The following is a 17,821-nucleotide window of genomic DNA, read 5'->3' as shown; positions in this document are numbered from 1 at the left end:
CATCCCTTAATTAAAGAATTATATGTTCTCTTATAGAGATTATTTTCAGTAGGACTAATAATCTCATAATCCAATTTATCGATCATCAACATGGGATACCTTGCGAAAACGCAATGATTTATACCTATATCGTAAATATTGATGAGGTTAACATTGCGAAATAGTCCGACTTTTAATAGGTGCTGTTACTTCAGTTGCCGAATTAATTTGTAATGATGAGTCTCCGCTGACAGCTCGCACTTCCTCATCCAATACATAAACTAAAATGTACGATTAGGATATTTCCCTAAACGAAATTTCTGCTACCCTGAGGGTCTAAACCAGATCATTTTGGAAACACCCGATGCTTTTAACCCTCGTTTATCGCAGCCACATCAGTGAGCACGTACAGTCTGACTCAGTGGCAGAAATGGTGTCACAGGCCAATGTTAACAACGAACTTTTAAGCATTACCGGGATCCTGCTTTTTGACGGGATGCACTTCTTCCAGTTGCTGGAAGGGCCTGAAGAGGCCGTAGATGCGCTTTACGGTTCGATTTGCCAGGACCCGCGGCATCATAACGTGGTGGTTCTCATGCGCGACTATGCGCAGTCACGCCGCTTCGGCAATGTCGGAATGGAGCTCTTCGACCTCAGACATCATCACGAAGATGAGGTGCTTCAGGCGGTGCTTGATAAAGGAACGTCTAAATATCAGCTCACTTATGAAGACCGGGCGCTTCAATTCTTATGCACTTTTGTGCAGGCGCGTGAGAAGGAAAATTACCTCGAAATTCTGCCGGCAGATTCCTGGTCTTTCGTCGCCAGTGAGCCTCTGAAACCACAAGTAGAATTTATATTTCCTGAAATGCAGGACTACAATTTTGCCTTTCAGCCGATTGTTGACCCGCTAAGCCGCAAGATAATTTCTTACGAGGCGACAATCCGCGGCCCGGAAGGCGGTTCAGCGATGGAGTATTACGCCCGTTTATCCGGAACCACTATCTACGAGGCAGATCTCAAATCTAAAAAGCTGGCGTTTGGCATGGCGAAGCAAATGGGGATCAGCGACAAAACGCTTTCCATCAAGCTTCTGCCTATGACACTGGTCATGGTGCCCAATGCTGTGGAGTCGCTGGTGAATGACATAACCTCCAGCGGACTGGTGCCGGAACAAATTGTGGTGGCCATCACCGAAAACGGCGTCATCACGCGTGAAGACAAGTTTTCTACCGCGATGAAACAGCTCAAAGCCTCGGGAATGCGTCTGGCGATTGATGATTTCGGTGCGGGTTCTGCGGGATTATTACTGCTGACTCAGTGTCAGCCAGACAAGATTATGATTGATCGCAATATGATTTGTGACATTCATACCAGCGGACCGAAACAGGCCGTCGTTCAGGCCATCATCAGATTCTGCTCTGCGTTAGAAATTTCTGTCATCGCGACGGGTGTTGAAAAACCGGAAGAGTGGATGTGGCTGGATGCGGCAGGGGTGTGTAATTTCCAGGGCGAATTATTTGCTGAGCCAAGGCTGAAAGGTGTTCCGGCAGTGACATGGCCAGAAATCGCTTATGAATATCAGTCAGGTCAACAGGCTCTCTGAGGACTTGCAGGCTGCGCAAAATGTTTAAACGAATGAGCCCGGCAAGAATTACTTGCCGGGCTCATTGCATAATGCGTAGCTGCTATTTATAAAATATCATCATCAGGTGTGCGGTAAACAACGTATTCAAGTGCTTCCAGATAGACATCCTGCTTATCTGCATCACTTTCCTGCTCAATCTTCTGAATCAGACAAAGAATAATATCTTTATGAGTAACAACTTCTTTTTGTTTTTTTAGGTTTTTATATAAACGGAGAACTGTTTCGTTTTCAACCAGAAGTTCAGGATCTTCTGCCAGAATATAATCAGCCAATGTAACATGAGTATAAGACACGTCTTGCATTTTAATACCCTCCGAGTTTGTTGTTCAGAACCTGTTATTTAAAATTTCCCGCGCCCGTCTGTAACTACTAAGGGTGAGCGCGATGCGAATAATAAAGTGGCCTCTTGTCAGAGGATCAGAAGCCGGAATCATCGGGCGTCATGCCCACTACCATTTCCAGTGCACCGCGCAGAATATCCAGCTGCACGACATCGGAAGTGGTTTCAAGCTGATTAATCAGATGCAGTATGATGGCCTTATTGGTCACCGTACCTTTATTCGCCAGAATAAGACGAATTGCAGCACCCAGAACTTCAGCTTCACTGGAATAGAGTTCGCTCACTTTAGAAAAATGTTTATAAATACCTGTTTGACTGACTGCGTCTGTCATCGACTGAGATGTATTTGATACAACCGAATCATTGTGGCTTGCTACACATTCGCTTGATGTATCAATGTTTTTTCTGGTCATCGGACGGCCCTTCAGCATTGAAAAAGTGTCGTACATTGTCGACGTCCCGTACTTCATAACTGACACGCGCACGCTTATCAGCCTGATCGTGGCGCATCTCATTAATGATCTGCTCCAGGGCGCTTTTTCGATTTAAGTTGTCAGCACTTACAGCCATAAACTGTAATTGCTTAATGAGTCTGTCGATTGATATCGGACTTTTTGATTTAAGTAAGGAAATTACTGCCTCACCAATCAGTTTATCCGTTAATTTTTCTTCGTTGCTTCTGTACATAATATCAGCCTCTGAATATACGCTGACCAAGGGACTTGGGCAGATTAGCTTAAGGTTCAGAGTTATTACTTTATTCCATTGGGAATGATGTCATTATTTCAATTGATCATGAATCACGCTCAAGAACCAGACGGATTAGCTTCATGTAATGCTTCTCCTCTTCTTCACTGCCAGCGGATTCAACACGATTCAACAGCTTAGAACATAACGCTTTGCGATTAAGATTCTTGCCTGCTTCCAGAATTTCAACCACAACGCGCCCCATTGTTTCCTCTTTAGAAAAACCCTGACTGTATAAAGAAGGGGAGGCTTCTGGTGACATACCATCGTGCTTATTCTGACGCATGACATATCCTCTTGTTAATGTGTGCGTTGTTAATGATTACTTGTGTGACTATAAAGTTATACAAGATGTAGAAAGTTGTACAGGTATTTTTAGGAATAAGTGACAGGAATACAGATTATTCTTAATCGCGACCCGGCTGAATCGGGACAGTAAGCAACGGATACAATGATTTTACCTGTCCGGAAAACAATGTTCAGAAAACATTATGGTAAAGGTTGGGTAAAAAGAGACAACTTTTTTCAAAAACTGCCGTTAAACAAAAGGTGACCTTTTTGGTGTTATCTGGAGTTAAGGTGGAAAATTCAAAATTGGCCTTTGAGGAAGCCTGTCGTATGGTGGGTGAGTGTTGTCTGATGTTCGCGCAAAACGGCCAGGAAATCAGCCGTGAGCGCGTGGCCTTGTGGCTGGATCGCGTACAGGAAGAGGCAGTTGATGCCCTTGGCGAGCCTAATGATGCGCTGCAACTGGCCATCGAGCGACTTAATGGCCGCTGATAAAACGACCATTAAACTTCCATTTGTCCTATTTTCCAAAGCCTCCGGAAAGACTGACTATACTTATTAAGCTAATTGTTAAGTCAGAACCCCTTTCAGGAGGAAATGTATGAAGAGGAATAACCTAATCGCCGCATCGCTGGCTGCTGTATCAATTTTGTTTGTGGCAGGCTGTGCTTCGAACCAGGCTATTAAAACGACGGACGGAAAAACCATCGTGACGGACGGGAAACCTCAGGTAGATGACGATACAGGTCTGGTCTCCTATAAAAACGCGGAAACCGGCAAGACTGAGCAGATTAATCGCGACCAGGTTAAAAACATGAGCGAACTGGATAACTGATTTATCCGGGAAACGTATCAAAGGAGAGGATCATGAATAGGACATTACTTTTACCATTAGCGGCAGTGTTATGTGTGGCGGCTTTGTCTGGCTGCACGCGCACCAGTTATGCCATCCAGACGAATGATGCGCGAACCATCATCAGTGACGGCAAACCAAAAGAAGCCGATTCCGGCTTGCTGGAATACACCGATGCCAACGGTGTGAAACAGCAGATCAGCAAAACTGAAGTGAAACAGGTAACAGAACTTCCGAAGTAAATCCGGTGCTCAATCATTTTTGTCTGACATTAAAACCCGCTGAGAAGGCGGGTTTTTTATGACCTGAATCGCAGGGCAGAACGGAGCTTTATGATACTTTTGGCTTCTGAAAAACTGTCACTAGGGAAGGTTACTGTGCGCCAGAGAACTATCGTCTGTCCGTTAATTGAACATGAAGGGACCTATCTGCTATGCAAAATGCCGTCCGGTCGGGGTGTATTTCCCGGACAATGGGCCTTATCGGGGGGAGGCGTGGAACCCGGAGAAACGATTGAACAAGCCTTATTACGCGAAGTACGGGAAGAACTCGGTGAAGCGCTGGAACTGACACATATCACGCCCTGGATATTTCGTGATGATATCCGAACCAAAACCTATCCGGATGGACGCACAGAGGAAATCTACATGATTTATCTGCTCTTCCATTGTCACGCCAAAAATACCGCCGTCACCCTGAACGATGAATTTGACGCTTATGCCTGGGTGCGCAAGGAAGATTTGAACCGATATGACCTGAACGAAGCCACGCGCATTACGTTAAAACAGCGCGGACTGCTCTAATTTAATAATTGATTATGAATGGAAAGTGGGATGAAAAAAATAGCGGCAATTTGTATGGCGGTGACATTACTCTCCGGATGTAAAGTTGATATGGAAACGACGGCTAATCTGGCAGATATTTTATCTGAACAGCACAAAGTCATTACAGGAGATCTCAATTTTGAAGTGGCAACCTGTAATGATTATGAGGATTCGCGCAAAGAATCCAAAAGCCTGGTAAAAATTAAAGCTCAGGTTCCGCAAATATTTACCAATGCTAAGTTTGTTGAGTGCTACACAAAAAAATTAAATTCCTATGCACACTTCACAATCCCTGTCGATGTGGGGGCTGTTGGAAAAGATACAAAATTTGCCGATACCCATGCCGATATCTTTCTCAGTTCTAAAAAAGAAACGGGTTTGCTTGCCGGTATATTTGTCTCACCTAATTTAAGAAAGCGTCTTGCTCAGGCGAAAAAAGAAATGCCGGTAGATTTTGATTTTAATGTGAGAATTAAAATCAAACGTACGGTTGAACCTGTAGATGTCGTGGTAATGGGCACCTACGTTATTGGTGCAGATGGGAAAAAAATCCCTGTTGTGATGCAGCGTGTTCATTGGAATACAGGCGATTACATGACTTTCCAGCTCTCAGATGTCAGTAAAGACAATTTGTTCGAGAATGGCATTTACAAAATCCTTAATTCGCCTGCTAGCCTGCAAGGCCTGGTAACACCAAGATAACAAAAGATATTCTGCGCCTTTTCCGAGAGTTTAAAGGCGCAGAATGTTGTCAGCATTATCTCTGTGACGTCGCCACATTGCTTTTCAGTGTTTTTTCGGCCTGCGCTGCTTTCATGCCTTTCTCCGCGCTGCGGTGCAAAATCCAGCCAAATAGCAGAATACACAATGCGCACAGCAGGAACAAAATGCGTCCCCAAAGAGGATTCGGCACCAGCACCATCAGCAGTAAGCCCGCGCCCATGTACATCGAAATCCGGCCGATTTTATCGCGCTGCAACCGGTCAAATTCATCCTGTTCATGGTCGGCATACACCGGCGTTTCCATGTCGGTAAAAAATTGCTCGCGCTGGGTATTTCGCGCCGAGACGTTCTCGCGATAGAACAACGTGGTCAGGCAGAAGAAGCCGCCGGTAAACACCAGATGCGCAAAGATGTTCCACATGATGGCCACATCCAGCAATTCACGTTTTGTGAGGGTGATGCCCAGCAGACGGGCGACATCCGGTGCGGTAAACAGGTTCGCCACCACGTAAGAGACGCACAAACCAAACAGTACGGTGACCCACGCCGCCCAGTCTGGTGTTTTACGGATAAACACGCCAAGGAACAGCGGCACGACAATCGGTGCCTGCATCAGCGTGCCGACTTTCATCATCAGATCGAACAGGCTGACGGTTTGCATGGTGTGCATGTATTGCGCGACTAAAATGACCAGCACGCCGTTGACCACACAGGCAATCTGACCGACGCGCAGCTGGTATTTATCGCTGCGTTCTTTGTGTCGGTTAACGATCGGCGTCCAGAAACTCCGCACGAATATCCCCGAATTGCGGTTCAGCGCGCAGTCCATTGAAGACATTGTCGCGGCGAACAGACCGGCCATCAGCAGGCCGACAGTTCCCATTGGCATGGCGCGTTCCGCGAAAATCAGATACACCGCGTCGGTGGCGTTTTTGCCGAGTTCCGGATGCGCGGTTGCCGCGTCAGGGTAGAGGATCGCCACCGCCCACGGCGGAATGAACCAGATAATCGTGCCCACCAGCATCAGTACCAGCGCAAACAGCGCCGCTTTTTTGGCATTGAAACTGTCTTTAGCATTCAGGAAACGGTAGGAGTCTTGCAGGTTATTAATGCTCTGCACGTTCTTGATAAAGAAGAACAGGAAACAGGCCACCAGCAGGGAAATATAATGCGGACCCACGTCCGGACCGGTGATGAAACCGGAAGGGAATTCCGTCACCAGTTTCACCGGCCCGCCGACTTTAAACAACGCCACAACGGCGCAGGCGATGGAAATAATCGCGACCACCAGCGTCTGCACGAAATCGCTCGCCACCACGCCCCACGCGCCGCTCAGCAGAGAAATCACCAGCACCACGATCCCCGTCACCCATAATGTCAGCGTAATGTCGTGCTGGAATACCGCACTGGCAAATACCGCCAGACTGTTCAGCCATACGCCCGCACTGAGGATGCTCAGGGGGATAATCATCCAGGTGAAAAATTGTTCGTTACCTTTACCGAAGCGATGGTTAATCGCCTCTGTGGCAGTATCAACGCGTAGCTGGCGGAAGCGGGCGGCAAACCACCACCAGGCGAGCAGATAGCCGAACACGTTACCTGCAAAAACGCTGACCACGTTAAAACCGTAGCGATATGCCTGTCCGGCTGCGCCGGTAAACGTCCAGGCGCTGAACTGGATCATAAAGGCGGTCGCGCCGACCATCCACCAGAGCATTCGCCCGCCGCCGCGGAAATAGTGACTTGATGAACCGGATGCCATCTTTTTGAATGCATAACTGATGGCAATCATCAAAACGAAGTAACCGATCATGACCAGAACGTTGATATCCATTGTCGTGACTCTCTCGTTTGTAGGGTGAGATATTTTTGGTTATGTATTGAGCAAGCGTAGAAGAGAGAAATGAAATTAAAAGTCGGACAAATAAGAAATGCTTAGTTTGTTATCAAATTGTGATTTCGGTCACTTGTTGGGCGTGTTGTGGGATTTTAAGTCAATTCTGACTGGCGAAACTCAACGTTCATTGCTTTATTAGTATGACTAAAGCGTGAGATTTCATCGGGACAACGGCGCACAGTCGGGAGAAAACATGAAGTTAATGCAGTACAAAAACGTGAACGGAATGACGGCAGGCGCAATGCTGATACTGGCGCTGATGACAGGTTCTGCGGGCGCACTTGCCGCTGAACCGGCATTTTTGAATACCGCGCAAATGGTCGTTGTCCGCCAGCAATTGCGTGATCACAATGCCGCGCCGCAAACCACCCATGCGTATCAGCATCTGCTGGCGACAGCAGATTCCGCGCTGAAAAAGCCCGATCTGAGCGTGACTGACAAAGGCATGACGCCGCCGGGAGGATCGAAGCATGATTATCTCAGCCTGAGCGCTTACTGGTGGCCGGACGACAGTAAACCCGACGGGCTGCCGTGGATCCGCAAAGACGGACACGTGAACCCCGCCAGTAAAAACGATCAAAGTGACGGCGTGCGGCTGGCTGATTTCACCGCACGTGTACAGAACCTGACGCTGGCCTGGTATTTTTCCGGTGAACAGAAATACGCGGATAAAGCCGCGAGCCTGCTGCGCACCTGGTTTATCTTGCCGCAAACGCGTATGAACCCGAATCTGAATTACGCTCAGGGCGTGCCGGGTATCTCGCCGGGGCGCAATGCCGGTGTGCTGGATGGCCGCTATTTCTCTACCCGCATTGTGGATTCGCTGGTACTGCTGCGCGGCAATCCTGCGTGGACGGACAATGACGAACAGCAAATGCGGTCGTGGATGCAGGATTATCTGACGTGGTTGCAGGGCAGCAAAATCGCCAAAAAAGAGGGACGCACACAGAATAATCACGGCAACTGGTATGTGACGCAGGTTTCGGGTATTGCGTGGTATCTGGGCGATAACGCGGTGATTGGCGACATGGCGAAGCTGATGAAAAGTAAGCTGGATGTGCAGCTGAAACCCGATGGCACGCAGCCCGCCGAACTGGCGCGCACGCGCTCGTTCCATTACAGCTATTTCAATTTGCAGGCGATCAGCATGATGGCGGTGCTGGCGCAGAAAAACGGTATCGACTTGTGGCATTACCAGACGCCGCAGGGTGGCAGCGTGCTCAAATCGCTGGATTTCATGGCGCGTTTTACCGATCCGGCGGTGACATGGCCGTACAAATCGCTTGATCAGATCCGCGTGCGACCCGTGCCGTTACTCTCCTGGGCGGATAACGCTACCGGTGAAAAACGCTATGAGCAGCAAATTCGCAGCGCCGCATTTACCCTGCCGCCAGCGGTGAAACCGGCCTCCGGCGGCTATCATGAAGACGTTACACGCGGCGCGGTAATGGAAGCCGAAAGCGAGACCTGGCTGCTTTCCCTGCCTTCTTTTGCCGCGGGATACGTCGCGCCGCAAGCGCCGGAGGATAAAAAATGAATCACTGGCAGCCTTTGATGATAAGTCTCAGCGAAGCGGAGAAACTCCGTGATCAGCGGGATGCGGATTCACCGCTGGGCGCGGCGCTGCGTGCACAAATCGCCACGCTGGAAAAGATGCTGACGCAACCGCTGAACATTCCCGGTCACGGCGAAGCGGGCGGCCCGGAACACACGCAGCACAAGCAGAACTATCTGGGGATTAATCTGGCCGGGCGAATATTTCTGATCACCGGTGAGTCACGTTATTTTGATTATGCACTGGCGCTGCTTAACGGTTATGCCGCGGTTTATCCAACGCTTGGCAGTGCGACCAGTAAAGACAGCAATTCACCCGGTCGCCTGTTTCATCAGACGCTGAACGAAAATATGTTCTGGCTTTACGCCGTCGAAGGCTATCACTGCCTGATGTCATCGCTCGACGCTGCCGCGCGGGAAAATATCGAAGCCAATTTGTTTCAGGTAATGGCGGATGATGCGCTGAACCGCCATACCAGAGATTTCGATATCGTGCATAACCACGGTATCTGGTCGGTGGCGGCGGCAGCCATCAGCGGTTATGTGCTGGGCGATAGTGCGCTGGTGGAAAAGGCGCTGTACGGCTTGAAAAGTGACAGCGAAAGCGGCGGGTTTTTTGCCCAACTCAGTCAGCTTTTTTCGCCGGACGGTTATTACATCGAAGGGCCGTACTACCATCGTTTCGCGCTCCGGCCACTTCTGTTACTGAGCGAGGCGATTGAGCGTCGTCAGCCGGAATTAGAGATTTATCAGTTCCGCGACCAGATCATCCGCAAAACCTGCGAAGCCCTGATGCAGACGGCTTTCCCCGACGGCACCTGGCCTGCGCTGAATGACTCATCCAAAACTATTAATATCTGCGATGACGGTGCGGTGATCGCCGCCAGCTTCTGTTATTCCTGTTACGGTCACAATCCGCAGTGGATTGCCGCTGCGCAACAGCAGCACACCGTTTGGGTCAGCGCAGCCGGGCTGGACTTATCCGCCGCGTTACAAAAATCGCCTGCGCAACGCCTGAACTGGGGCAGCGTTGAACTGCGCGATGGCCCGGAAGGGACACAGGGTGGGATCGGGATTTTGCGCAGTGACGCCGAAAATCAGGACATGGCACTGTTATGGTACGGCCAGCACGGCAGTATTCCGCGTCTGCATTCGGCACTCAATCACGGTCACTTTGATGGTCTGCATCTCAGTCTGTTCAGTCGCGGGCGTGAGTTCCTGCGCGATTACGGTTTTGGCCGCTGGGTAAATATCGAGCCGAAATTCGGCGGGCGCTACATCCCCGAAAATAACAGTTACTGCAAGCAAACCGTTGCCCATAACACGGTGGTCGTTGACGGGCAAAGCCAGAATCACGGTGACAGCCTGGAGGCCGAAAAACGCTGGGGCGAATCGCATTTCTTCGTGACGAAAAACCCGGCAGAACAGGGCATGAGCGCCCGGCTGAAAAACTATTTTCCGGGCACAGATCAGCAGCGGACGGTGCTGATGCTCAGCCTGCCGGAACTTTCTTCGCCGCTGATTGTGGACGTATTCCGTCTGACCAGCGACCAGCCGCATCGTTACGATTACTGCCTGCATCATCTCGGCCAGTTTGTGCGCACGGATGCCGCTTTTAAAGCCGCCAGCGAACTGAAACCCCTGGGCGCAGCTCACGGTTATCAGCACTTATGGAATTGCGCGCAGGCGGATATTGCCGCCGGTGATTCGGCGTTATTCAGCTGGCTCGATGGCGACAGTTACCGCACGCTGGTCAGCGCTTTCCCGGCTGGTGGCGAGCTGATTATGGCGCGTACCGGCGCGACTGATCCGCATTTCAACCTGCGCAGCGAACCCGCTTTGCTGCTGCGCACTGACGGCACGAACGCCATTTTTGCCAGCGTGTTTGAAACCCACGGTTTTTTTGACGAAGCCAGCGAAACGTCCATTGATGCACGTGGCAAGGTGGAACGCGTCCGCGTGGTGAGTCATGACGACGTACAAACCGAACTGAATATTTTCTTTGCTGCCCACCAGACGCTGAACGTTCGCATCAGTAACCGCGATGCACCTGCTGCGGAAGACGCATTCAGCGTGGCGTGGCAATCCATCTCACCTCTGAACATCCCTGAATCATAAAGGAGTCATTATGTTTAACGATTTGAAAGGTCAGCGCGTTTTGATTACCGGTTCTACCAAAGGCATCGGTCTGGCGGCGGCGCAGGCATTTGCCGCAGCGGGCGCGAAGGTCGGGATTAACGGCCATCGCCACGATGCAAGTCTCGAAAAACTGGCGGCTGAGATTGCCAAAAACGGCGGCGAAGTGGTGTTTTTCGGCGCAGATGTCACGAAATCGGCTGAGTGCGAAGCGCTGGTGGCAAACTTCGTCGAACGTTTTGGCGGCATCGACGTGCTTATCAATAACGCGGGCGGTCTGGGCGGACGTCAGGGGCTGGAAAACATCGACGACGAATTTTACGACCAGGTCATGGATTTAAACGCCCGTTCGGCGCTGATGGTCACGAAATTCGCCATCCCGCATTTACGTCACGCAGCGAAACAAAGCGGCAAAACCACGTCGGTGATCAGCACCGGTTCGATTGCAGGACGTGAAGGCGGCGGGCCGGGAGCCAGTCTCTATGCCGCCTCAAAAGCCTGGCTGCACAACGTGCATCGTAACTGGGTGAAAGAATTCACCAAAGACAACATTCGTTTTAACGTCATTGCGCCGGGCACTATCGACACCGTGTTCCATGCGGATAAAAGTGCAGAAGTGCGCGAAAAAATCGCCGGTTCCATCGCGATGGGGCGTTTCGGCACCGCCGAAGAACTGGCGCCGTCTTACCTGTTTTTCGCCTCGCACGCTTGTAGCGGTTACATTACCGGCCAGATATTAGACATCAATGGCGGCCAGATGGCGCCGTAGCGCACAGTTTGGACGTTTCAGCGCGGCGGACGCATGCAGCGTGCCGTCGCCTGAACTATGATGTCGGCAATCTGCACAGTAAAAAGGGAAGAATATGACGATGCAGTTTGAAACCGCCGCAGGTATGACCCGTGGCCTGAATACGCATATCGCCCGTGATATCGCGCGTAAAATTCTTTCAGGCGAACTGGCGTCAGGCGCCATTTTGCCGAGTGAAATCGAACTGGGCGAACAGTTTGGCGTCAGCCGCACAGCGCTGCGGGAGGCGCTGAAATTGCTGACCTCGAAAGGATTACTCGAGTCGCGCCCTAAAATCGGCACTCGCATTAAAGAGCGTGCGCAATGGAATATGCTGGATCCGCAGCTGCTGGAATGGATGCAGGGCATGGAAGCGACGGAAGAAATCTATCACCAGTTTCTGGAGTTTCGCAAAGCCATAGAGCCGCATGCCACTGCGCTTGCCGCCGTCAATGCCAGCAAAGAACAGCGCATCGAACTTTCACGAATTTACCGCCAGATGTGCCATGTCGCTGAAAATTTTGATGCGGAGCAGTGGGTGGAGATTGATACCAAATTTCACCGGATGATTTTTATTGCCTCTGGTAACTGTTTTTATGTGCCATTCGGCAACGTGCTGACCACCATTTTCAAATGGTTCTTTGAGTATTCTTCAAAAGAAGGCGGTATGTGCCTGAATGAGCATAAAAGGATCTATGAAGCCATTATGGCCGGAGATGAGGGCGCCGCATTTTCAGCATCGCTGAGTCTGATGAAAGGGCACAAGCACCGGCTCACTGAGCCGTAACTTTCATCGAACCCGTTTCATTTTCTCCCCCGAAGCGCAGCTCAGTCTGTGCTTTTTTTTGTCCTGTGATCCTGAAATGAGATTTCTGATACAAAAATGAAACAAATGTCACGGGCGGTTACGCCACAGTGCCAGTTCGTCGTATAGACTTGTCATAATTATTACGGTTTAATCTTTTTATCGACAGGATATATTTAATGATGCTCGGAAGTTCCCAGTCTAAAATATTAATTATAAGCCCGGTGAATGCATGAAAATACTTAAGGTTGCCGATTTCTTTCTCTCCGAAGAGCATGCTTTTAGTTTATTCGATATGAACCGTCAGTCGATGGAAGATGTACACGGGCATGAATTTGATGAGCTGGTTATTGTGCGTAATGGCAGCGGGTTTCATATCATCAACGATCAGGCGGAATTTATTCATAAAGGTGATTTTTTCATCGTCAGTGCGCATGATGTTCACTGTTATGAATCCACTAATAATTTGTCAATTACCAATATTCTGCTACACAAAGACCGCCCATTCCATTTCATCAGTAATATCGACGTATTGACAGCGGGAATTAAAGAGTATACCGCTTCGATGAAAAAACGTCGCGGCGGGTTAACGGATGAGGAACTGGTGCAAGTTATTGAACTGACCGATAAGATAACCCGTCAGTGTGATGCCCGGTATGACAATACTTACTTTGCTACGGCTGAGTCCTGTTTATTATCAATGATTGTCATGTTGTATCAGTGTGCTACACGCAGAGAATACCGTGCCACCCCGACAGATTCCGGTAAGCGACATCTGCTCAATTATTTGCGCGAGAATTATACGTGCAGTATTAACTGGAATTATTTATGTGAAGAAAGTGGCGTGGCAAAAAGAACCATGTTCAGATTTGTAAAAGAGATTACCGGTTATACGCCAGAAAAATTCCAGCAACGTTATCGTTTATTGAAAACACAAGAGTTACTGCGCACTTCAGATTTGTCAGTCGGAAAAATAGCGACATTATGCGGTTTTTCTACTACATCCAGATTGACGGAGGCGTACAGAAAACAATTTAACCGCACGCCAACACAGGAAAGAATGCGGGTGAGTAATAGTGTTATTTCCACGCCGGATAATTAGTAAAGGTTATTGATAAAAATTCATTGTTAAAAGTAATAAATAAAAAATCATAATAACAGTAAAAGAAAGGATCTCTCACGGACTTATTAATTCACCGTTACCTCTGAAGGGCATTATTATGTCAACCACTAAACAGCTTAATCCCTGGTACGTTGGGGTGGTATCCGGCATGGCGTCATATATTGATTCTGCCGCCATTGTTTCCAACGGAACTGCTCTGGTGATATATCAGAAAACGATCGGCACTACTGTTGTTCAAATAGGCATTCTTTCCGGAATATTAACGCTGAGCATTGCGCTGGGCGCACTGACGGGAGGAAGACTGGGCGACTGTTACGGCAGACGCAAAGTGTTTATTGCCACCATGATGATGATCATCGCCGGTACGTTATTGCTGGCATTCGGTGAAACGTTCCCGCTGCTGCTGGCCGGTACGTTGCTGGTCGGGTTGGCTACCGGCGCGGATTTACCGGTTTCTCTGGCAACCATTGCTGAAGCGGCAACGGACAAAAATCGCGGCAAGATAATCGGGCTGTCAAACCTGCTGTGGTTTTTAGGCATTGGCACGACGATGGCGATTTCGTCCGTGGTCGGCGGATGGGGCCGGCCCGGCGCACAGATTATGTATCTGCATGTCTGCACGGTGGCCGTCGTTTTGCTGGCTTTGCGCTGCACAATCCCGGAATCGTCGTTATGGCTGACGGCGCGTAATGAACGCCGCGCCGGAATCGTGACGGTTCGTGCACAAAAAGCAGCATTTAAAGATCTCCTGCACGGAAAATATCTGTGGCCATTTATTGCCCTGTGTCTGTTCTACGCGTTTACCAATCTTGCGGCGAATACCGGCGGTCAGTTCGGGACCTATATTGCGGTCAATGTGGTGGGGATTTCCGTTGAGCAAAACTCAATGTGGAATCTGCTGACGATGCCGGTCGGGGTATTTGCCGGGATCATGTTTATGCGGTTTGTTGATACGCCAAAACGTATTCCCGCATTTATTCTGGGCGCATTCTGTTTCGCAGGCGGATTTTTCCTGCCGGTAATATTTAATTTCTCCCCGGCTTCCTGGTTCTGCTGTTTATTCTTTACTGCAATTGGCAGCGGTCTGGCCTTTGAAGGAATAATGAAAGTCTGGTCGCAGGAATCTTTCCCGACCATGCTGCGATCTACGGCACAGGGCGTGATCGTTTCAATCTCAAGATTATTATGCGGTGTGCTGGCATTCATTACACCGCTGCTGCTCGAAGCCGGGCCTCAGGTGCTTTATACCCTGTTATCCGCCACAGTGGCTGGCGGATTATTCATTGGCTGGATCTGTTTCCACGGTAAGCAACGAAACGAATTTAACAGCGAAGCCGGTGTACTTATTAAAGAGTCATCGTCGGAATATCCGTCATCTGTCGTCAAACAACTTTAATTATTCATTCTACCGCTCAGGAAATTACACGAGGAGTCACGAAATATGCTCGCAGTCACCCGACTTACACTCAATCAGGAGTCCGCATTATCAGGTGTGCAGGAACTTCCTGTGCTGGGCTGGGAAATTGAAAGTGCTAACCGAAATGTCCGGCAAACCGCATATCGGATCCAGATCAGCCATGAAAAGGGCTTCGATCATATTTTACTTCACGGCGAATGGCAGGAATGCGAATGTTCAAATAATGTCGCCCTGACAGAACTTATGATGACGTCCTCGCAGCTGTATTTTATTCGCGTCCAGGTGCGGGATAATCACGGGCAAACCAGTAACTGGAGTTCGCCTGCAAAAATGATCTCCGGCGTACTTTATCCCCACGAATGGCAGGCTGATTTTATTTCTGCCGAAACGCCCGTTGATAAAGATAATTCAGCAGGCACATTGTTGCGAAAATCATTTTTTCTTAACCGGGCAGAAGAAATTCAGTCAGCGTTTATTCATGTCAGCGCGCTTGGGCTTTATGAATTACATCTTAATGGTCGTAAAGTCGGAGAAGATGCCCTGACGCCTGGTTGGACGAGTTATTACAATCACTTACTTTATCAGACCTATAATCTGACAGATACTTTGGAAAACGGTGAAAATGTCATTGGCGCAATAACAGGCGCTGGCTGGTATAAAGGGGATATGGGTTTCAGCCGTCATCGTAATTATTATGGTGAACAAACGGCGCTTATTTCCCGGCTGGTCATTAATTATAAAGATGGATCACAGGATATTGTGATGACTGATGAAAGCTGGAAAGCGCATGATTCGGCCATTCTGTTTTCAGAAATTTACGACGGTGAAATTTACGATGCGCGCAGGGAAATCCCCGGCTGGTGTGCGAAAGGTTTTTCAGATGCGCACTGGCGTCCGGTCAGTCGTGTGACACATGAAAAATCCACGCTGGTCGCGCAGGGAAGTAACACAGTCAGGAAAATGGACGTACTTAAACCGGTTGCACTTATCACCACGCCGCAGGGCGATACCGTGATGGACTTCGGTCAGAATCTCAGTGGATGGGTGGAATTTAAGATTCGCGGGAACGCGGGCGATAAAGTGGTATTGCACCACTTCGAAGTGCTGGATGCTGCGGGCAATGTGTATCTGGATAATCTGCGCACAGCCACGCAGCGCACGGAATATGTGCTCAAAGGTGAGGGCGAAGAAACCTGGCATCCGCACTTTACCTGGCAGGGCTTCCGTTATGTGAAAGTCGAAGAGTATCCGGCACAACTGGAGCTGAATAATTTTACGGCGATTGTTTTGCATTCCTCAATGGAACAGACCGGCTATTTCGCCTGCTCAGACCCTGAACTCAATCAGTTACATCACAATATTTTGTGGGGCCTGAAAGGTAACTTTATCGATGTGCCGACAGACTGTCCGCAGCGAGATGAACGATTGGGCTGGACAGGAGATGCGCAGATTTTTTGCCGTACGGCCAGCTATCTGATGCAAACCCGCAATTTCTTTGCCAAATGGCTGACCGATCTTCGTTATGACCAGACGCCGGAAGGCGGCGTGCCGCACGTGATCCCGGACATCCTGACCGGCTATTGTGGCAAAGACCGTTTGCTGTCGGAAGGCGGAACTCATTCTGCGTCGGCATGGGCGGATGCGGCGGTGATCAATCCGTGGACGATGTACCTGATGTATGGCGATACCAGAGTGCTGAAAAATCAGTACGCCAGCATGAAAGGCTGGATTGATTTTATGACGGCTCATGCCGAAAACCATATCTGGCACTACAAATTGCAGTTTGGTGACTGGGTGGCGCTGGACGCCAAAGAGGGCAGTTACTTCGGGGCCACGCCAAACGAGCTTACCTGTACGGCGTATTACGCTTACTCCACGCAATTGTTCGCTAAAGCAGCCAAAGTGCTTAAGCGCGATGCGGACTATCAACATTACAATGCCCTGCATCAGGCGATCGTCAGGCGTTTTCAGGAGGAGTTCTTCACGCCGTCCGGGCGTCTGGCAGCCAGAACGCAAACCGCGCATATTCTGGCGCTGTATTTCAATCTGGTGCCTGAGGCGTTTCGCCAGAGAACGACCGATACATTGGTCGAATTGCTCAACGAACATGACGGACATCTGGTCACCGGATTTGTCGGTACGCCGTATTTCTGCCATGCGCTGAGTCAGAACGGTCGCATTAAAGAAGCGTGGAATTTACTGCTGAAAGACGACTTCCCGTCCTGGCTGTATCAGGTGAAAGCCGGTGCCACTACCATCTGGGAACACTGGGATGGCATTAAGCCGGACGGCAGTATGTGGAGCGCGGACATGAATTCCTTCAATCACTATGCCTACGGCGCAGTGGGCGAATGGCTTTACCGCGTGGCGGCGGGGATTGAAGCCGACGAGGAACAGCCTGGATTCAAGCATTTCATCATCAAACCGCTGACCGGTGGCGGCCTGAACTGGCTGGAAACCCGATATCACTCGGTATATGGTTCAATTGGTGTTCGTTGGGAAGTCAGTGGTAAAGAGGTGAGCCTGTTTGTGAGGGTTCCGGCAAATACTTCCGCCACCGTAGTGCTGACCGGCGGTGTAACATTGCTTGAAGCGGATGGCGTTGATTTTATCCGCAAAGCTGAAGGATTTAGCGCAGAGGTCGGTTCAGGAGAATACCGGCTGAAATATCTCGTAGCGGAATAAACAGATAAAGAAGCA

At 49.6% G+C, this 17,821-nt stretch carries 18 protein-coding genes; 13 read left to right on the top strand and 5 right to left on the bottom strand.

Going from position 1 to position 17,821, the window contains the following annotated elements:
• Positions 1-343 precede the first annotated feature (343 nt).
• Positions 344-1,585 (top strand): diguanylate phosphodiesterase, encoded by a 1,242-nt coding sequence (locus tag J1784_RS11475; RefSeq protein ID WP_217149318.1) that lies wholly within the window; start codon positions 344-346, stop codon positions 1,583-1,585.
• 86 nt (positions 1,586-1,671) lie between these two features.
• On the opposite strand, the gene J1784_RS11470 is transcribed toward J1784_RS11475, so the two are convergent.
• The 4 genes from J1784_RS11470 to ycgZ form a co-directional block, all read right to left on the bottom strand.
• Positions 1,672-1,929, bottom strand: a complete 258-nt coding sequence (locus J1784_RS11470; RefSeq protein WP_217149317.1) for a biofilm development regulator YmgB/AriR family protein — start codon at positions 1,927-1,929, stop codon at positions 1,672-1,674.
• A gap of 115 nt (positions 1,930-2,044) precedes the next feature.
• Positions 2,045-2,380 carry a biofilm/acid-resistance regulator YmgB/AriR gene (locus J1784_RS11465; protein WP_238485495.1) on the bottom strand — a complete coding sequence of 112 codons (336 nt, stop codon included), beginning with the start codon at positions 2,378-2,380 and terminating at the stop codon, positions 2,045-2,047.
• Entirely contained in the window at positions 2,361-2,654 is a 294-nt protein-coding gene (locus J1784_RS11460; RefSeq protein WP_120507495.1) for a hypothetical protein, read from the bottom strand. The genes J1784_RS11465 and J1784_RS11460 overlap by 20 nt, the downstream gene beginning before the upstream one ends.
• A 106-nt stretch (positions 2,655-2,760) precedes the next feature.
• Positions 2,761-3,000, bottom strand: a complete 240-nt coding sequence (gene ycgZ, locus J1784_RS11455; protein WP_217149315.1) for a regulatory protein YcgZ — start codon at positions 2,998-3,000, stop codon at positions 2,761-2,763.
• A 293-nt stretch (positions 3,001-3,293) separates the two neighbouring features.
• On the opposite strand from ycgZ, the gene J1784_RS11450 reads away from it, so the two are divergent.
• The 5 genes from J1784_RS11450 to J1784_RS11430 all read left to right on the top strand — a co-directional run bounded on the left by J1784_RS11450 (position 3,294) and on the right by J1784_RS11430 (position 5,381).
• Positions 3,294-3,494 carry a hypothetical protein gene (locus J1784_RS11450; protein ID WP_238485499.1) on the top strand — a complete coding sequence of 67 codons (201 nt, stop codon included), beginning with the start codon at positions 3,294-3,296 and terminating at the stop codon, positions 3,492-3,494.
• Between the two features lie 109 nt (positions 3,495-3,603).
• Positions 3,604-3,837, top strand: coding sequence for a YgdI/YgdR family lipoprotein (locus tag J1784_RS11445; RefSeq protein WP_120133004.1), 234 nt, complete (start codon positions 3,604-3,606; stop codon positions 3,835-3,837).
• 32 nt (positions 3,838-3,869) lie between these two features.
• Positions 3,870-4,097, top strand: a complete 228-nt coding sequence (locus J1784_RS11440; protein WP_112290154.1) for a YgdI/YgdR family lipoprotein — start codon at positions 3,870-3,872, stop codon at positions 4,095-4,097.
• Between the two features lie 135 nt (positions 4,098-4,232).
• Positions 4,233-4,658, top strand: coding sequence for a nucleoside triphosphatase NudI (nudI, locus tag J1784_RS11435; protein ID WP_217149314.1), 426 nt, complete (start codon positions 4,233-4,235; stop codon positions 4,656-4,658).
• Between the two features lie 30 nt (positions 4,659-4,688).
• Entirely contained in the window at positions 4,689-5,381 is a 693-nt protein-coding gene (locus J1784_RS11430) for a DUF7424 family protein (RefSeq protein WP_217149313.1), read from the top strand.
• 55 nt (positions 5,382-5,436) lie between these two features.
• Here J1784_RS11430 and J1784_RS11425 read toward each other — a convergent pair whose 3' ends face one another.
• The gene (locus tag J1784_RS11425) at positions 5,437-7,236 is read right to left on the bottom strand and encodes a sodium:solute symporter family transporter (RefSeq protein WP_217149312.1); all 1,800 of its coding nucleotides are present in this window, start codon (positions 7,234-7,236) and stop codon (positions 5,437-5,439) included.
• 265 nt (positions 7,237-7,501) lie between these two features.
• On the opposite strand from J1784_RS11425, the gene J1784_RS11420 reads away from it, so the two are divergent.
• The 7 genes from J1784_RS11420 to J1784_RS11390 all read left to right on the top strand — a co-directional run bounded on the left by J1784_RS11420 (position 7,502) and on the right by J1784_RS11390 (position 17,806).
• Complete coding sequence (locus J1784_RS11420; protein ID WP_420803967.1) at positions 7,502-8,836, top strand: alginate lyase family protein; 1,335 nt, start codon at positions 7,502-7,504, stop codon at positions 8,834-8,836.
• Positions 8,833-10,971, top strand: a complete 2,139-nt coding sequence (locus tag J1784_RS11415; RefSeq protein WP_217149310.1) for a heparinase II/III domain-containing protein — start codon at positions 8,833-8,835, stop codon at positions 10,969-10,971. The genes J1784_RS11420 and J1784_RS11415 overlap by 4 nt, the downstream gene beginning before the upstream one ends.
• A 10-nt stretch (positions 10,972-10,981) precedes the next feature.
• A complete protein-coding gene (locus J1784_RS11410; protein ID WP_217149309.1) occupies positions 10,982-11,758 on the top strand; it encodes an SDR family NAD(P)-dependent oxidoreductase in 777 nt (258 codons plus the stop codon).
• Between the two features lie 94 nt (positions 11,759-11,852).
• Entirely contained in the window at positions 11,853-12,563 is a 711-nt protein-coding gene (locus J1784_RS11405; RefSeq protein ID WP_217149308.1) for a FadR/GntR family transcriptional regulator, read from the top strand.
• Between the two features lie 250 nt (positions 12,564-12,813).
• Positions 12,814-13,683, top strand: coding sequence for a helix-turn-helix domain-containing protein (locus J1784_RS11400; RefSeq protein ID WP_217149307.1), 870 nt, complete (start codon positions 12,814-12,816; stop codon positions 13,681-13,683).
• Between the two features lie 118 nt (positions 13,684-13,801).
• Positions 13,802-15,100, top strand: coding sequence for an MFS transporter (locus tag J1784_RS11395; protein ID WP_217149306.1), 1,299 nt, complete (start codon positions 13,802-13,804; stop codon positions 15,098-15,100).
• Between the two features lie 45 nt (positions 15,101-15,145).
• Complete coding sequence (locus J1784_RS11390) at positions 15,146-17,806, top strand: glycoside hydrolase family 78 protein (protein ID WP_217149305.1); 2,661 nt, start codon at positions 15,146-15,148, stop codon at positions 17,804-17,806.
• Positions 17,807-17,821: the final 15 nt, after the last annotated feature.

The sequence above is a fragment of the Rahnella ecdela genome, assembly GCF_019049625.1.
Taxonomy (GTDB): domain Bacteria; phylum Pseudomonadota; class Gammaproteobacteria; order Enterobacterales; family Enterobacteriaceae; genus Rahnella; species Rahnella ecdela.
Note: the sequence above shows the minus strand (reverse complement) of the source record. Positions and strands in the feature narration are given on the sequence as shown.

Excerpts from the sequence above, each read along its gene's own strand:
- J1784_RS11475 (WP_217149318.1), top strand. The coding sequence starts at position 344 with ATGCTTTTAACCCTCGTTTATCGCAGCCACATCAGTGAGCACGTACAG.
- J1784_RS11470 (WP_217149317.1), bottom strand. The coding sequence starts at position 1,929 with ATGCAAGACGTGTCTTATACTCATGTTACATTGGCTGATTATATTCTG.
- J1784_RS11465 (WP_238485495.1), bottom strand. The coding sequence starts at position 2,380 with ATGACCAGAAAAAACATTGATACATCAAGCGAATGTGTAGCAAGCCAC.
- J1784_RS11460 (WP_120507495.1), bottom strand. The coding sequence starts at position 2,654 with ATGTACAGAAGCAACGAAGAAAAATTAACGGATAAACTGATTGGTGAG.
- ycgZ (WP_217149315.1), bottom strand. The coding sequence starts at position 3,000 with ATGCGTCAGAATAAGCACGATGGTATGTCACCAGAAGCCTCCCCTTCT.
- J1784_RS11445 (WP_120133004.1), top strand. The coding sequence starts at position 3,604 with ATGAAGAGGAATAACCTAATCGCCGCATCGCTGGCTGCTGTATCAATT.
- J1784_RS11440 (WP_112290154.1), top strand. The coding sequence starts at position 3,870 with ATGAATAGGACATTACTTTTACCATTAGCGGCAGTGTTATGTGTGGCG.
- J1784_RS11430 (WP_217149313.1), top strand. The coding sequence starts at position 4,689 with ATGAAAAAAATAGCGGCAATTTGTATGGCGGTGACATTACTCTCCGGA.
- J1784_RS11425 (WP_217149312.1), bottom strand. The coding sequence starts at position 7,236 with ATGGATATCAACGTTCTGGTCATGATCGGTTACTTCGTTTTGATGATT.
- J1784_RS11420 (WP_420803967.1), top strand. The coding sequence starts at position 7,502 with ATGCAGTACAAAAACGTGAACGGAATGACGGCAGGCGCAATGCTGATA.
- J1784_RS11415 (WP_217149310.1), top strand. The coding sequence starts at position 8,833 with ATGAATCACTGGCAGCCTTTGATGATAAGTCTCAGCGAAGCGGAGAAA.
- J1784_RS11410 (WP_217149309.1), top strand. The coding sequence starts at position 10,982 with ATGTTTAACGATTTGAAAGGTCAGCGCGTTTTGATTACCGGTTCTACC.
- J1784_RS11405 (WP_217149308.1), top strand. The coding sequence starts at position 11,853 with ATGACGATGCAGTTTGAAACCGCCGCAGGTATGACCCGTGGCCTGAAT.
- J1784_RS11400 (WP_217149307.1), top strand. The coding sequence starts at position 12,814 with ATGAAAATACTTAAGGTTGCCGATTTCTTTCTCTCCGAAGAGCATGCT.
- J1784_RS11395 (WP_217149306.1), top strand. The coding sequence starts at position 13,802 with ATGTCAACCACTAAACAGCTTAATCCCTGGTACGTTGGGGTGGTATCC.
- J1784_RS11390 (WP_217149305.1), top strand. The coding sequence starts at position 15,146 with ATGCTCGCAGTCACCCGACTTACACTCAATCAGGAGTCCGCATTATCA.